The following is a 14,795-nucleotide window of genomic DNA, read 5'->3' as shown; positions in this document are numbered from 1 at the left end:
GTTCCTTTTAGTTTTACTACTTATTGATATTATTGATAATAACCATTTTCGGGAATTTCAACAAAATATTCTTTTCCTGAAGCATTTTTTAAATAAGTATCTCTAAGCCAAGGATTGTGAATTTTCAAAATTTTATAATTGATACCATAAGGCTTAACCCATTCAGCCCAATCTTCAACAGGAGTATCAACCATTACTTTGTAAGTAGGGATCGTTTGATATAAATCCTTTTCTCTAAAATTGAACCCATACTTCTTAGGATTACTCATAATTTCTTTGATAGCAATTATCCTAAACACATATCTACTCGTTTCATCGTTTAACAGCAAGTCGTAGTAACTAGTTTCTTTCTGTCTGTTAATTTGCTTATTCATTCCTCCTACACCTGCGTTATATGATGCAGCTGCCATAGTCCAACTCCCAAAACGTTCTTTAGACTTTTTAAGGTATTCTGCTGCAACCATAGTAGCTTTTTCTAAATTGTAACGCTCATCCACGTAATCGTTAATTTCAAGTCCATATTCCAAACCTGTACCTTTCATAAAATGCCAAATACCACTAGCGCCAGCAGGAGAACTCTTATATTCCAAAGCACTTTCTGCTACTGCTAAATATTTAAAGTCATCAGGTAATCCATACTTTTCCAATAATGGTTCAAGTAAAGGGAAATATTTGTTTGCTCTTTTAAATAGCAACAATCCATTAGATTGCCAATATGCATTAACAAGCAACTCTCTATCTATTCTTTCTCGAATATCAGGATTGTGTAATGGAACTTCTTCTCCAGCAAAATCCAGTTTTTCTGGAATTGGCAATGCATAAACATTGTAATCGTTTATTATCTTTTTCTCTAAACCTTCATCTGTTTGAGCGTCTTGAACAGCATTGATGCTAACAGCACTTACTGCTAAAATCACAACTCCTAAACCTATTTTACTAATCAATTTCATAATGTTATAATTTTCGTTAAAGATACTGAAATAAGAATCCTTCAGAAAATAAGAATCTATTATTCTTCAATAAGCTCGTAGAGTATTTTTGATATTTTTCTTGCTTTATTTAATATCATAATATGAGTTCCCCCCTTAATAATAATTGAGCCATTGATATATTTAATAGGAAACACCGGGTCTTTTTCACCGTGAATATGAATAATCCCTTCTCTTGCCTCTGTTTTATCCCACGTAATCATTTTTTCTAATGCCCAATCTAAATATCGTTTATCTCGAACGTGAAGATATTCCTGGTAAAGTGTTAATCGTTTTTTGGATTTTGGGCCTACAGAGAGTTTTGTTAAATCATCTACACTTAACACTAAACTTGTAGGGATTAATTTATAAGCTTTTGTTAGACTAGCCAATTTCATTCTACGCGGAAGTTCTTTGCTAGTTTTCACACTAGATATTATTATTATCTTTCTAGGAGCGTAGAAACTGCACATTTCTTGCACCACTACTCCTCCAAAAGAAACACCAATCAGAACCGCATCTGGCTCTTTAATACGACTAGCCATCCTTTTAGCGTAATCTGCTAGCGTTTCCTCTTTTTCGGGAATAAGCCACTCTAATACGTGTGTTTCATAATTATCTGGAAATGTAAGATTTTTGAAGATTTCGGCTCCAGCGGCCATTCCTGGAACAAAATAAATGTGATTTTTTTGATAACTCATAAGTCTTTTAAGAAGAAAATGGTAAAGCCCAAAGATATTTCGTAAATTTACACATACCAATTTATCATTCTTGCGAAGGATCTGTTAAACTAATTATATTTCTTACAATAGGTTACTTTGAAAACAACTCTAACCAACTTAAATAAGATTTTATTAAAACCTCATTCTGTTCTGTGATTTGAGGTGGTAAAGATATTCAACAAACATAATAATTCTTGATATAATACTTAAAACAACTCTGTATGACTGAAGATGTAGCAATTACCGACAACGAATTTTTAAGACAATTTGAACTTGAAATCGAAGGCAAAATGGCGCGTATTGAATACGCACTTCAAGACCGAAAAATATTCCTAACAAAATACGAAATGCCTCAAGAGTTAGAAGAACAAGGTTATCGTGAAGTTTTTATTGAAGCTGTTTTTAAAGAAGTAAAAGACAGAGAAATAAGCTTAGTGCCTACAAGCCCAGAAATTGTTGGATTTATGCGTAAAAATCGTAGAAAATATAAGTCATTACTTCCAGTAGGAATTAACATATAATCCTAATAAAAAAAGCAGTTGCGCCAGAGTTTTAAAACTCTGGCGCAACTGCTTTTTTTTATATTTCAATTTAGAAATCTAAATGTCTTGAAGTGTCGTATTAGCAACTTCAGAAACAACATTCTCAAACCTCACTAACCCATCTTCATCAATTTTTGTCAGTGTGATTTCTTGTAATGTATTTACCAATTCAGGATTCCATGGTGCTTTTACTTTTACGTAGTTTTCAGTAAACCCGTGAATATAGCCTTCTTTATTTTCTCCTTCAAAAAGTACAGTGTGCGTAGTCCCAAGCTGACTTTCATAAAAAGCTCTTCTCTTCTTAGCTGAAAGCCCTCGCAACATTTTACTACGCTTGTTTCTCACTTTTTTAGGTACAACACCTTCCATTTCGGCAGCAGGAGTATTATCTCTTTCAGAATAAGTAAAAACGTGTAAATACGAGATATCTAATTCGTTTAGGAAGTGGTACGTTTCTAAAAATCGCTCATCTGTTTCTCCTGGGAAACCAACAATAACATCAACACCGATACAAGCATCTGGCATAACTTCGCGAATCTTTGCCACTCTTTCAGTATATAACTCACGCATATACCTACGACGCATAAGCTTTAAAATATCATTGCTTCCACTTTGAAGCGGTATATGAAAATGAGGTACAAAAGTTCTCGACTTTGAAACAAACTCAATAGTTTCATTCTTAAGTAAGTTCGGCTCTATAGAAGAAATTCGAAGTCTTTCAATCCCTTCTACTTCATCTAATGCTTTTACGAGATCTAAAAATGTGTGTTCGTGTTTTTTATTTCCAAACTCACCTTTCCCATAATCCCCTATATTTACTCCAGTTAAAACAATTTCTTTAATACCTTGTTGTGAAATTTCAAAAGCATTTTTTAAAACGTTTTCTAAAGTATCACTTCTTGAAATCCCTCTAGCTAGAGGAATTGTACAGTACGTACATTTATAATCACACCCATCTTGAACTTTCAAAAAAGCACGAGTTCTATCTCCAATAGAATAAGAACCCACATAAAAATCTGCTTCTTCAATTTCGCAAGAATGCACTTCACCTGCACCTCTACTGCGCTCTGGACGAGATAAAAGATCGTTTAAATATGATGTTAATTTAAACTTTTCAGTAGCTCCTAAAACCAAATCCACACCATCAACATCGGCCAATTCGTGTGGCTTAAGTTGTGCGTAACACCCTATCGCGGCAACAAATGCATCCGGATTAACTTTCTGCGCTTGTTTTACAATGGTTTTAAAACGCTTATCCGCATTTTCAGTTACACTACAAGTATTAATAACATAGATATCAGCTTTTTCTGAAAAATCTACACGTTCAAATCCTTCCCCTTCAAAACCTCTCGCAATAGTAGAAGTTTCGCTGAAATTTAATTTACATCCTAGGGTGTAGAAGGCGACTTTTTTATTTTTTTCCATCATGAAAATTATTACGGCAAATATACGGTATTCTCTTTTAATTAGTAGATGATGAATGCGGGGGCTAAATGATGATTTTGGACTGAATGTTGAACATAAAGCTGAGTTATATTTGAAAAAAGCAGGTTTATGAACTTTAGTTTTAAAAAACCTGAAGTTTGGAAAAAAGCAATGATTTCAGGTAAAGAAAAGAACACTATATCAGAAAGATTTCCAAAAAAAAGAGGATTTCAACCTTACCATTCAATTAAGAAGAGCTGCAGACTTAGTTGCATTAAAAATATCTGAAGGTTCTATTCTTCAATCAAATCTTGAACACCACTTTGATTTCTCCCATTTTATTCCCAAAAAAAGGCAATAAACATCTATATTCGTGCATTCGTGGTGACATTTAGTTATGATTAGAATTCTCTTATTATTTACAATTATATTTTCAATTCTTTCTTGCCAAAATAAAGCAGAAACAGAACGTGATCATCTTGTGTTTCGCTATAATGAACACGGAAACATTCCCACTTTAGACCCTGCTTTTGCTCGTAATCCGCAAGCAATTTGGCCAGATAATCAACTTTACAATGGCTTAGTACAACTAGATGATTCGTTAAATATTAAACCCGACATTGCAAAGCGTTGGACTATTGACGATTCAACTAACACCTATACTTTCCACCTTCGTACAGATGTTTATTTTCATCAGAATAGAGCTTTTGCACAAGAAGAAACTCAAAATACAAAGAGATATACAAGAAAAGTAGTAGCTGAGGATTTTGTTTATAGCTTCGATAGACTGTTGGATGAAAGCGTTGCCTCTTCTGGAAGCTGGGTTATGAATAACGTAGAAAGTTATAAAGCTGAAAACGACTCAACCCTAATAATAAGTTTAAAAAAACCATTTCCTGCATTTCTTGGATTGCTTTCAATGCGCTATTGTTCTGTAGTCCCTAGAGAAGCTGTAGAATATTACGGAAATGAATTTAGAAGAAATCCTGTAGGCACCGGTCCCTTTCAATTTAAGATGTGGGAAGAAAATGTAAAATTAGTTTTTACTAAAAACCCGCTTTATTTCGAGCGTGATGAAAATGGAGAAAGACTCCCTTATCTTGAAGCTGTTGCAATTACATTTCTTCCCGATAAACAAAGTGAATTCTTGCAATTTGCTCAAGGTAAATTAGATTTTATCTCCGGTTTAGATGGAAGCTATAAAGATGAGTTATTAACTACCGAAGGAAAACTGCAGTCAAAATATAACGATATGGCTTATATGATTACGGGGCCATATTTAAATACAGAATACTTAGGTATTTTTCTAGGGAGCAAAACAACCGAAATACAAAACAAGGCCTTACGCCAAGCCATAAATTACGGTTTCGACCGTGAAAAAATGGTTACCTATTTACGAAACGGAATGGGTATTCCTGCCATTCACGGCTTTATCCCAAAAGGGCTACCAGGTTATGAAGAAATAAACGGATATACTTACCAACCTGAAAAAGCAAAGCAATTAATAGAACAGTACAAAACAGAAACCGGCGATTCAAAACCTGAAATAACCATTGGCACTAACAGTCAATATCTGGATATATGTGAATATGTTCAACGGGAATTAGAGAAAATTGGGATAAGCGTAACCATAGATGTGATGCCTCCTTCCACCCTTAGACAAATGAGAAGCAGCGGAGACCTTGATATTTTCCGTGGTAGTTGGATTGCAGATTATCCTGATGCTGAAAACTATTTATCGCTTTTTTACAGCCAAAATTTCACACCTAATGGGCCAAATTATATGCACTTCAAAAATGAAGTGTACGATAGTCTTTATGTAAACTCACTTTCCATTTCAAATATTGACGAACGCAAACTACTTTACACAAAAATGGACTCCATTATAGTTGAGGAAGCACCTGTAGTGCCATTGTTCTACGATATGGCTGTACGTTTTGTAAATAATAAAGTTTATGGTTTAGGCATTAATCCTCAGAACTTTTTAATTTTAAAAAAGGTCAAAAAAGAAAAGTAAATGGGATTTGGCAGTTCAGGGATGATTCAATCGATTCCCAATAATGCGAAGCAGCTCGTCAAACGAAAAAGTTACTTTGATAAAGATGTTGATTCTAAAAGTTCGAACTCAAAGAAAATTGTAGATCATAAAAAAATGTCTCCTGCTCAGTTTGTGGCTTTTAAACAGCAATTAAAAGAAAACGAATTACGCCGCCAAAAACGGTTAATTGTGATCTTTGGCGGCGTAATGACTATAATATTAAGTGTGATTTTTTACTTCTTATTTTATTATTAATCCTTTCTCCACTTTGCCGTTTCTTCAAATACGTGTTCTAATATTTTCTCATCTGCTTCAGTAAACTCAACGTTTCTACGACTCATTACTACTTTAGCTACTTCAAAAGCTTTATTTGTTTTATAAGTTGTAAATCCACTGCTTCCACCCCAACTAAAACTTGGCACAAAATTTCGTGGAAATCCACTACCAAAAATATTTGCACTTACACCTACAACAGTCCCTGTGTTAAACATTGTATTGATACCACATTTACTGTGATCCCCCATCATTAAGCCACAAAATTGTAACCCTGTTTTTGCGAATCCTTCAGTTTCGTAATTCCATAGACGAACTTCAGCGTAATTATTCTTTAAATTTGAATTATTAGTATCGGCACCTAAATTACACCACTCTCCTAAAACAGCATTACCTAAAAACCCGTCGTGACCTTTATTTGAAAAACCGAAAATTACTGAGTTACTCACCTCACCTCCCACTTTACTATGTGGACCTATAGTTGTATCTGAATATATTTTAGCGCCCATTTTTAAAATTGCGTGTTCGCAAAGTGCAAACGGACCACGAACTAAAGAACCTTCCATAATCTCGGCATCTTTACCTATATATATAGGACCATTAGATGCATTTAGTGTACAAAACTCAACTTTTGCTCCTTCTTCAATAAAAATATTCTCTGGATTTTTTGCCCAAACGCCCTCCGGAATTGGTTGTGATTGTCTTCCCTCCGTTAGCATTTCAAAATCGCGCTTTATCGCTTCGCCATTTTTAGAAAAGATATCCCAAGTATTTTCAATTCGTAACACATCCTTGTGCTCGTATTGGATAACGTCATAAGTATCAAAATCTACTTCTTGACCATCCGATGTGAAAAAAGCAAGCGGTTCATCATCAAAAAATACCGCTTGATTCTCCTCTAAATTTTTAATAATATTCACTAAATTTTGTGAAGGCAGAAAAGAAGCGTTTATAAAAATGTTCTTATCTAATTCTAGAAATGGATATTTATCTGAAAGATAATCTTCAGTTACTGTTGTTGTAGTAAAACCTAAATAATGCTCCCATTTTTCACGAATGGTTAAAATTCCAACTCGGATATCGGCTACTGGACGAGTAAAAGTAAATGGTAAAAGCTGATTGCGGACGTTTCCGTCGAAAAGAATATAGTTCATTTTGATTTTAGATTTTCGATATTAGGTTTGCGATTCTTTAAAAATCGTAGCAGTAAAAATACAAAACCAATTTTACTTAAAAATCTACAATAGTCAATTAAATATAACAAATCAAAAAAGCCTTCGATTTCTCGAAGGCTCTTGTAAATTATCTATTTAGAGTGGATTGACTAATTTCAATAAATGATTCTGATATGTATCAGCATCAATATTAAAATTGAATCGAAACCTACTCTTCAGTTTTTTCTGCTGCTTTTGCAGGTTTTTTGAACTTGTCGTATTTGTTTTTGAATTTATCAATACGTCCAGCAGTATCAATAAGTTTTGCTTTTCCTGTGTAGAAAGGGTGTGATGTACGTGAAATCTCCATTTTTACTAAAGGATATTCAACACCATCAACTTCGATAGTTTCTTTAGTATCAGCTGTTGACTTAGTAAGGAAAATTTCTTCGTTACTCATATCCTTAAAAGCAACTACTCTATAATTATCTGGGTGGATACCTTTTTTCATCTCTGTAATATTATTTTTTATAAATGGACTCTTCCGACCTTTCGGAATTGAGTTTGCAAATTTAATCAATAATTAGAAAATAGCAACAAAATATTGCACTTTTTTAATTCACACTAAATTCAGTTGCAAATGTAACGTTTTACTATCTTTGTTTACTAACAAACCGAACCTTTTCTACCACCAATTTTGGTAGATTATTAAACCAATTTATAATTATGGAAAATCAAACCGCATCATTAAAAAAAATCGCCCTTAACTTTGGGGTGCTTTTAGCTTTACTTTCAATCGTATTACAAGTTATATCGTTTGTTCTTGACGCACATATAGATAGACCTTGGTGGCTTACCATTCTACAATTAGTAATATCTATAGGTGTACTTGTTTATGGAATTAAAGCGTTTAAAAATGATAATGCTGGGTTTCTTACTATCGCTCAAGCTTTAAAAACAGGACTAGCAATTAGCCTTGTTGCAGGTATTATATCAGTTATATTCAATTATATTTTCATCAATTATATAGATCCTGATTTTATCCAGAAAACATTAGATTTCTCTAGAGAGCAAATGATTACTGATTTCCCTAATATGACACAGGAACAAATTGAAAATAGCCTTGAAATTTCAGCTAAATTTATGACCCCTACTATTATGTCGGCTATGGGGATTTTAGCAACTTTGTTTTTCGGTTTCATAATATCGCTTGTTGCAGGTATGATTTTAAAGAAAAACCCACCACAACTTTAATTTACTGAATGAATATTTCCATAGTCATCCCACTTCTTAACGAAGAAGAGTCTCTTAATGAACTTTACCGCTGGATTACCACTGTAATGCAAGCAAATGGTTTCGCATACGAGCTAATTTTTATCGACGACGGAAGTACTGATGGTTCTTGGGATATAATCGAGAAAATTTCATCTGAAAATTCGGACGTAAAAGGTATTCGATTTCAAAAAAATTACGGAAAATCACAAGCGCTTCACGCTGGCTTTGCAATGGCAAAAGGTGATGTAATCATCACCATGGATGCCGATTTACAAGATAGTCCTGAAGAAATTCCTGAATTGTACAAAATGGTTACTGATGAAGGTTTCGATTTAGTTTCAGGATGGAAAAAGAAACGATACGATTCTGTAATTAGTAAGAATTTACCTTCAAAGCTATTTAATTATGCTGCTCGAAAAACTTCAGGCGTAAAGTTACACGACTTTAATTGCGGACTAAAAGCGTATAAAAAAGACGTTGTAAAAAGCATTGAAGTAACTGGAGAAATGCATCGTTACATTCCAGTTTTGGCTAAAAACGCAGGTTTTACTAAAATTTCAGAAAAACCAGTTATTCACCAAGCCCGTAAATACGGTACTACCAAGTTTGGCGCTGAACGTTTTATTCGTGGATTTTTAGACTTAATAACCATCTGGTTTTTATCTCGCTTCGGCAAACGCCCAATGCACCTATTTGGAGCTTGGGGAGCTTTAATGTTATTTATCGGGTTTTGTTTTGCGCTATATTTAGGTATAGACAAGCTGTTCTTAAACCCAACTGGTAGATTAATAGCAGAACGTCCAGAGTTTTTTATAGCCTTAACCGCAATGGTTCTAGGCTCACAACTTTTCCTAGCAGGATTCTTAGGAGAGTTGATTCTTAGAAGCAAAAAAGAATCAAAAAACTATATAATTAAAGAAGTAATAAACACTTAACATTTGTTAAAGGACAAAGTACTTAAAGTATGGAGAGATCCAACTTTAAGTACTTTTTAACTTTAGCAGACTTTAGGCACTATATTTATGCCTATTTTTGCACTTTTAATTTAAGAAAATGATTTACGTAGATCCGAAAATTTTAGACCGCGTTAACCAGTGGCTCACCCCTTTTTTCGACGAGAAAACTCAACACGATATTAAAGAAATGATCGCAAACGATCCTGAGGGATTGGAAGACAGTTTCTACAAGAACCTTGAGTTCGGAACTGGTGGAATGCGAGGTATTATGGGGCTTGGCGACAATAGAATTAATAAGTATACCCTAGGGAAAAACACTCAAGGTCTTTCTAACTACCTAAAAGAAAAATTCCCTAACCAAGATATAAAAGTAGCAATTGCATACGATTGCAGACACAATAGTAAAACATTTGCAAAAGTTGTTGCTAATGTTTTTTCGGCAAATGGAATAAAAGTTTTCCTTTTTTCAGACTTACGCCCTACTCCAGAGCTTTCATTCGCAGTAAAACATCTAGGATGTCAAGCAGGAATTGTACTTACAGCTTCACACAACCCACCAGAATACAACGGATATAAAGTGTATTGGGAAGATGGCGGGCAATTAGTACCACCTCAAGACGGAGAAATTATTTCTGAAATTAATTCCCTTAAATACGAAGACATAAAGTTTGAAGCAAATGAAAGTTTGATTCAGAATATAGATTCGGAAGTTGATGAAGCATTCGCCAAGGCATCTGTAGAAAACGGAACTTTTAATACTTCAGAAGAAGCACGTAAAAACCTGAAAATCGTTTTCACTTCGCTTCACGGAACTTCAATCACGATGATTCCAAAGGTTTTAGAACAAGCTGGCTATAACAATGTATTAATTGTTGAAGAGCAGGCAGAACCAAATGGAGATTTCCCTACAGTGAAATCTCCAAACCCTGAAGAACCTGCAGCCTTAAAAATGGCTTTGGAACTCGCTGAAAAAGAAAATGCAGATATTGTTATTGGAACAGACCCAGATTGCGATCGATTAGGGATTGCAGTTAGAAATAGCAATAACGAAATGGTTCTTTTAAACGGAAACCAAACAATGGTTTTAATGACGCATTTCCTTATTGAACAGTGGCAAAAAGCAGGAAAACTGAACGGAAATCAGTTTGTAGCTTCTACGATAGTTTCTACTCCAATGGTTGAAAAAATAGCTAATCACTACAACGTTAAATATCTTGAAGGTCTAACAGGCTTTAAATGGATTGCAAAAATGATTAAAGACAATCCTGAGCTAGAATTTATTGGCGGCGGGGAAGAAAGTTTCGGTTATTTAGTGGGCGATTTTGTTCGCGATAAAGATGCTGTTACCGCTACTCTTTTAGCTTGTGAAATTGCAGCCCAGAAAAAACACGCTGGCAACAGTATGTTTCAATACCTTAATGACGTTTACAACCAATTTGGAAATTACCGCGAACATTTAATTTCTCTTACAAAAAAAGGGAAACAAGGTGCTGAGGAGATTTCAAATATGATGAAAGAACTTCGCACTAATCCATTTAAGGAAATTGCTGGAAGTAAGGTTGGGAGAATGGATGATGTTTCTAAAAATGAAACTACAGACTTCATCAAAAATGAAACTTCAACATTAAATCTTCCAAAATCTAATGTATTAATTTTCTATACTGAAGACGGAAGTAAAATTGCAGCAAGACCAAGTGGTACTGAACCAAAAATAAAGTTCTACATTAGCGTAAACACTTCAGAGAAAGAAAATTTTGAAGGGATTCTTCAAAAGAAAATAGAGGCTATTGCAGCACAACTAAACATTAGTTAATGAATTATTTCAAAAAAATACTGCGTTACGCCTACCCGTACAAGAAATATGCATTCCTCAATATATTTTTCAACATATTGTATGCGTTATTTAGTACACTTTCATTTGTAGCATTAATCCCAGTTTTAGAAATTATTTTTAGTAACCAACGTACACTTGGCCCAAAGCCAGTTTACGAAGGCATTACCAATTTAAAAGATTATTCGCAGGAATACCTTAATTACTTTATTATAGAAAGTATAAACAATCTAGGAGAGTTTAAGGTGCTTATGTATATGGTAGGAATTATCATTTCGTTATTCCTATTGAAGAACTTAAGCAACTACTTAGCTTTGTTTTACGCAACATTTCTTCGGAATGGGGTATTAAAGGATCTAAGAAATGCTCTTTACAGTAAAGTTGTAAGTTTTCCTTTGGCGTTTTATTCTGAAAAAAGAAAAGGTGACACTATATCTAGATTAAGTGGTGATGTAGATGAAGTTAAAAACTCTGTTCTTTCAGTATTAGAAATGATTGTGAGAGAACCACTAACCATTATTGCATCGCTAATATTTATGCTTTTCATTAGTGCCAAACTTACCCTTTTCGTTTTCTTGTTTTTACCTATTTCAGGATTTTTCATTTCAAAAGTTGGGAAGACATTAAAGAAAAAGTCCTTAAAAGTTCAACAAGAACAAGGTGTTTTCCTTTCTATTTTGGAAGAAACTATGGGAGGTCTTCGCATTATTAAAGCCTTTCACGCCGAAGAACTTTTTCAGAAGAAATTTGAAGACAGCAACGAACGATTCTACAAACATTCTAATCAAGTAATGAACAGGCAAAACCTGGCTTCACCTTTAAGTGAACTTCTAGGGATTATAACAATCGGAATCTTGCTAGTTTACGGAGGGTATTTAGTTTTTATCGACGAAACATTAGAAGCTAGTTTCTTTATTGGGTATATTATGCTTGCTTATAATATTCTTACTCCGGCAAAGGCGATCGCTAAAGCTAGTTACTCTTTAAAGCGTGCAAACGGTTCTGCGGAGCGTATATTAGAATTGTTAGAAGCCGAGAATACAATTACCGATATTGAAAACCCTGTTCAGAAAGAAGATTTTGACAGCACAATTTCGATTAAGAATATTTCGTTTAAGTACGAAGATCAATACGTGCTAAAAGACTTTTCGTTAGAAATTCCTAAAGGAAAAACTGTTGCACTGGTTGGACAATCTGGTAGCGGAAAAAGTACAATCGCCAATTTGTTAACACGTTTTTACGATGTAAACAAAGGGAGCATAGAGATTGATGGTGTTGATATTAAAAATATTTCGAAAAAATCTTTACGCGGTTTAATGGGAATTGTATCACAAGATTCTATTCTCTTTAATGATTCCGTTGCCAACAACTTAAAGCTTGGGAAACCTTTAGCTACCGATGCAGAATTAATGGAAGCTGCTGAAATTAGTAATTCGTATGAATTCATTAAAAATCTACCCGATGGCTTTAATACAAATATTGGTGATAGCGGGAATAAATTAAGTGGAGGTCAAAAGCAACGATTGAGTATTGCTAGAGCTGTACTTAAAAATCCGCCAATTATGATATTGGATGAAGCTACCTCGGCCCTAGACACAGAAAGTGAGCGTTTGGTTCAAGATGCATTAGAAAAAATGATGCAAAATAGAACTTCGATTGTTATTGCGCATAGACTTTCTACCATTCAAAATGCAGATAATATAGTGGTACTTTCAAAAGGTGAGATTGTAGAACAAGGTAAACACCAAGAACTTTTAGAGAAAAAAGGAGTTTATTACAATTTGGTTGAGATGCAATCGCTAGCGTAATTTAAATAATTAATATCTTCGTATCCCGAAACTTCGGGACTGGTCGAACCTTCAGAAAAAGAATAAATGAAACTAAAAGCCGAAAATTTAGTAAAATCTTATAAAGGCCGAAAGGTTGTTAAAGGCATCACAGTTGAAGTAAACCAAGGAGAAATTGTTGGTTTGCTGGGGCCGAATGGTGCTGGTAAAACCACCTCGTTTTATATGATAGTAGGGTTAATTAAACCCAATGGCGGAAATATTTATTTAGAAGGAACAGAAATCACCAAATACCCAATGTACAAACGTGCTCAAAATGGTATTGGTTATTTAGCGCAGGAAGCTTCAGTTTTTAGAAAACTAAGCGTAGAAGATAATATTTTAAGCGTTTTACAACTCACCAAACTCTCCAAAAAAGAACAACGTGCCAAAATGGAATCGTTAATTGAGGAGTTCGGTTTGGGACATATACGCAAAAACCGCGGAGATCTTTTAAGTGGTGGAGAAAGACGTAGAACTGAGATTGCAAGAGCATTAGCAACCGACCCTCATTTTATTCTTCTAGATGAACCTTTTGCAGGAGTTGACCCTGTAGCTGTAGAAGACATACAGCGTATTGTAGCAAAGCTTAAAAACAAAAACATCGGAATCCTTATTACCGACCACAACGTTCAAGAGACGCTCGCTATTACAGACAGAACCTACCTTATGTTTGAAGGAAGTATTCTAAAACATGGAGTTCCAGAAGAATTAGCTGCTGATGAAATGGTACGTAAAGTATATCTAGGTCAAAACTTTGAGCTTAGAAAGAAGAAGTTGGAATTCTAATTTTTCAATCTACCTTAAATTAATCTTTACTGTTGGAATTTTAAACTTCAATTATAGGTTTAAAGTATAATGATCCTATTTTTCAATTGAAAACTCAGTAATCTTCACGAGCCAATATCAAATCTTTTTACCCTAGTAATTTAGCTTTTCCAGAACACTGAAAGCAATATATAAATCAAGATTATAAAAGGTATTGCTAAAAACTTCAGAAAAACTAAAAGAATAACACACAATAGTAAAAACACATAACGAACTGCATTACTTTTAAAATCCCAAGTTTTAAACTTTAAAGCGAAAAGTGGTATTTCAGCATTTAGCAGTACACAACTTAATAATGTCATCCCAATTAAGAACCATTTATTAAGAATTATCGTTTCAGCTAAATCTGAAAATTGAAATTGTAAAATTAGCGGAAGGCTTAAAATCAATAAAGTATTAGCGGGCGTTGGCAATCCAATAAATCCAGAGGTTTGGCGCGTATCTACATTAAACTTAGCCAAGCGGTAAGCAGAAGCAATTACAATCATTAACCCTAATAGAGGTAAGTAATTATTAAAACTCACATTCCACCCGTCTAACGAAAAAATCTCTGTTAGCGTTTGCATATGCCCGAAGATAGAAAGATTCAATAACTGAAACATTACTACTCCTGGTACTACTCCACTTGTAATCACATCTGCAAGAGAATCTAACTGAAGTCCGATTTCACTTTGTGCCTTTAGCAAACGAGCTGCAAGTCCGTCAAAAAAATCAAAGAATATTCCTAGGAAAGCAAAAACTGAAGCTATTATTAAATCGCCTGAAACAGCGAAAAGCACTGCTACACATCCACACATAATGTTTAACGATGTGATGATATTTGGTATTTGTTTTATCATAATTTATTGGTAGGAAGTGTAAAAATAACAAAGTATTTTCGTCCTATGCTAATTTAAGGCAATATGTCTATAAATTTTAAGTTTAGTATTTTATAAAATAGTGTCATATTTGCCCAAA

General features: G+C 34.1%; 14 protein-coding genes. 8 read left to right on the top strand and 6 right to left on the bottom strand.

The window, feature by feature from the left end; translation table 11 throughout:
- Positions 1-29: 29 nt before the first annotated feature.
- Both G3A46_RS11400 and G3A46_RS11395 read right to left on the bottom strand, forming a co-directional pair.
- The gene (locus G3A46_RS11400) at positions 30-950 is read right to left on the bottom strand and encodes a lytic transglycosylase domain-containing protein (RefSeq protein WP_165149903.1); all 921 of its coding nucleotides are present in this window, start codon (positions 948-950) and stop codon (positions 30-32) included.
- 59 nt (positions 951-1,009) lie between these two features.
- Positions 1,010-1,669, bottom strand: coding sequence for an alpha/beta hydrolase (locus tag G3A46_RS11395; protein ID WP_165149901.1), 660 nt, complete (start codon positions 1,667-1,669; stop codon positions 1,010-1,012).
- A 242-nt stretch (positions 1,670-1,911) separates the two neighbouring features.
- On the opposite strand from G3A46_RS11395, the gene G3A46_RS11390 reads away from it, so the two are divergent.
- A complete protein-coding gene (locus G3A46_RS11390; protein ID WP_165149899.1) occupies positions 1,912-2,211 on the top strand; it encodes an N-acetyltransferase in 300 nt (99 codons plus the stop codon).
- A gap of 78 nt (positions 2,212-2,289) precedes the next feature.
- On the opposite strand, the gene mtaB is transcribed toward G3A46_RS11390, so the two are convergent.
- Positions 2,290-3,657, bottom strand: coding sequence for a tRNA (N(6)-L-threonylcarbamoyladenosine(37)-C(2))-methylthiotransferase MtaB (gene mtaB, locus G3A46_RS11385; RefSeq protein WP_165149897.1), 1,368 nt, complete (start codon positions 3,655-3,657; stop codon positions 2,290-2,292).
- Positions 3,658-4,054: 397 nt separating this feature from the next.
- Here mtaB and G3A46_RS11375 point away from each other — a divergent pair, with 397 nt between their 5' ends.
- Together G3A46_RS11375 and G3A46_RS11370 are read left to right on the top strand one after the other, a co-directional pair.
- The gene (locus tag G3A46_RS11375; protein WP_165149895.1) at positions 4,055-5,674 is read left to right on the top strand and encodes an ABC transporter substrate-binding protein; all 1,620 of its coding nucleotides are present in this window, start codon (positions 4,055-4,057) and stop codon (positions 5,672-5,674) included.
- Positions 5,675-5,950, top strand: coding sequence for a hypothetical protein (locus tag G3A46_RS11370; protein ID WP_165149893.1), 276 nt, complete (start codon positions 5,675-5,677; stop codon positions 5,948-5,950).
- On the opposite strand, the gene G3A46_RS11365 is transcribed toward G3A46_RS11370, so the two are convergent.
- Both G3A46_RS11365 and G3A46_RS11360 read right to left on the bottom strand, forming a co-directional pair.
- On the bottom strand, positions 5,947-7,122 hold the full coding sequence (locus G3A46_RS11365; RefSeq protein ID WP_165149891.1) for a GlmU family protein: 1,176 nt from the start codon (positions 7,120-7,122) through the stop codon (positions 5,947-5,949). The two genes, G3A46_RS11370 and G3A46_RS11365, sit on opposite strands and share 4 nt — an antisense overlap.
- A 229-nt stretch (positions 7,123-7,351) precedes the next feature.
- Positions 7,352-7,633: a type B 50S ribosomal protein L31 gene (locus G3A46_RS11360; protein ID WP_139856443.1), complete on the bottom strand. Its 282-nt coding sequence runs from the start codon at positions 7,631-7,633 to the stop codon at positions 7,352-7,354.
- A gap of 215 nt (positions 7,634-7,848) precedes the next feature.
- Here G3A46_RS11360 and G3A46_RS11355 point away from each other — a divergent pair, with 215 nt between their 5' ends.
- From G3A46_RS11355 to lptB, 5 genes are all read left to right on the top strand, one after another.
- Positions 7,849-8,376 carry a DUF4199 domain-containing protein gene (locus G3A46_RS11355; protein WP_165149889.1) on the top strand — a complete coding sequence of 176 codons (528 nt, stop codon included), beginning with the start codon at positions 7,849-7,851 and terminating at the stop codon, positions 8,374-8,376.
- 8 nt (positions 8,377-8,384) lie between these two features.
- A complete protein-coding gene (locus tag G3A46_RS11350) occupies positions 8,385-9,332 on the top strand; it encodes a glycosyltransferase family 2 protein (RefSeq protein WP_165149887.1) in 948 nt (315 codons plus the stop codon).
- 118 nt (positions 9,333-9,450) lie between these two features.
- Positions 9,451-11,166 carry a phospho-sugar mutase gene (locus tag G3A46_RS11345; RefSeq protein ID WP_165149885.1) on the top strand — a complete coding sequence of 572 codons (1,716 nt, stop codon included), beginning with the start codon at positions 9,451-9,453 and terminating at the stop codon, positions 11,164-11,166.
- Positions 11,166-12,992 carry an ABC transporter ATP-binding protein gene (locus tag G3A46_RS11340; RefSeq protein WP_165149884.1) on the top strand — a complete coding sequence of 609 codons (1,827 nt, stop codon included), beginning with the start codon at positions 11,166-11,168 and terminating at the stop codon, positions 12,990-12,992. Before G3A46_RS11345 ends, G3A46_RS11340 begins: the two co-directional genes overlap by 1 nt.
- Positions 12,993-13,058: 66 nt before the next feature.
- A complete protein-coding gene (gene lptB / locus G3A46_RS11335) occupies positions 13,059-13,799 on the top strand; it encodes an LPS export ABC transporter ATP-binding protein (RefSeq protein ID WP_139856438.1) in 741 nt (246 codons plus the stop codon).
- Between the two features lie 140 nt (positions 13,800-13,939).
- Here lptB and G3A46_RS11330 read toward each other — a convergent pair whose 3' ends face one another.
- Positions 13,940-14,677, bottom strand: coding sequence for a CDP-alcohol phosphatidyltransferase family protein (locus tag G3A46_RS11330; RefSeq protein ID WP_165149883.1), 738 nt, complete (start codon positions 14,675-14,677; stop codon positions 13,940-13,942).
- Positions 14,678-14,795: the final 118 nt, after the last annotated feature.

The organism is Aequorivita sp. KMM 9714 (genome assembly GCF_011065475.1).
GTDB classification, from domain to species: Bacteria; Bacteroidota; Bacteroidia; order Flavobacteriales; family Flavobacteriaceae; genus Aequorivita; species Aequorivita sinensis.
Note: the sequence above shows the minus strand (reverse complement) of the source record. Positions and strands in the feature narration are given on the sequence as shown.

Excerpts from the sequence above, each read along its gene's own strand:
- G3A46_RS11330 (WP_165149883.1), bottom strand. The coding sequence starts at position 14,677 with ATGATAAAACAAATACCAAATATCATCACATCGTTAAACATTATGTGT.
- G3A46_RS11370 (WP_165149893.1), top strand. The coding sequence starts at position 5,675 with ATGGGATTTGGCAGTTCAGGGATGATTCAATCGATTCCCAATAATGCG.
- G3A46_RS11390 (WP_165149899.1), top strand. The coding sequence starts at position 1,912 with ATGACTGAAGATGTAGCAATTACCGACAACGAATTTTTAAGACAATTT.
- G3A46_RS11350 (WP_165149887.1), top strand. The coding sequence starts at position 8,385 with ATGAATATTTCCATAGTCATCCCACTTCTTAACGAAGAAGAGTCTCTT.
- G3A46_RS11365 (WP_165149891.1), bottom strand. The coding sequence starts at position 7,122 with ATGAACTATATTCTTTTCGACGGAAACGTCCGCAATCAGCTTTTACCA.
- G3A46_RS11340 (WP_165149884.1), top strand. The coding sequence starts at position 11,166 with ATGAATTATTTCAAAAAAATACTGCGTTACGCCTACCCGTACAAGAAA.
- G3A46_RS11360 (WP_139856443.1), bottom strand. The coding sequence starts at position 7,633 with ATGAAAAAAGGTATCCACCCAGATAATTATAGAGTAGTTGCTTTTAAG.
- G3A46_RS11355 (WP_165149889.1), top strand. The coding sequence starts at position 7,849 with ATGGAAAATCAAACCGCATCATTAAAAAAAATCGCCCTTAACTTTGGG.
- mtaB (WP_165149897.1), bottom strand. The coding sequence starts at position 3,657 with ATGGAAAAAAATAAAAAAGTCGCCTTCTACACCCTAGGATGTAAATTA.
- G3A46_RS11400 (WP_165149903.1), bottom strand. The coding sequence starts at position 950 with ATGAAATTGATTAGTAAAATAGGTTTAGGAGTTGTGATTTTAGCAGTA.
- G3A46_RS11375 (WP_165149895.1), top strand. The coding sequence starts at position 4,055 with ATGATTAGAATTCTCTTATTATTTACAATTATATTTTCAATTCTTTCT.
- G3A46_RS11345 (WP_165149885.1), top strand. The coding sequence starts at position 9,451 with ATGATTTACGTAGATCCGAAAATTTTAGACCGCGTTAACCAGTGGCTC.
- lptB (WP_139856438.1), top strand. The coding sequence starts at position 13,059 with ATGAAACTAAAAGCCGAAAATTTAGTAAAATCTTATAAAGGCCGAAAG.
- G3A46_RS11395 (WP_165149901.1), bottom strand. The coding sequence starts at position 1,669 with ATGAGTTATCAAAAAAATCACATTTATTTTGTTCCAGGAATGGCCGCT.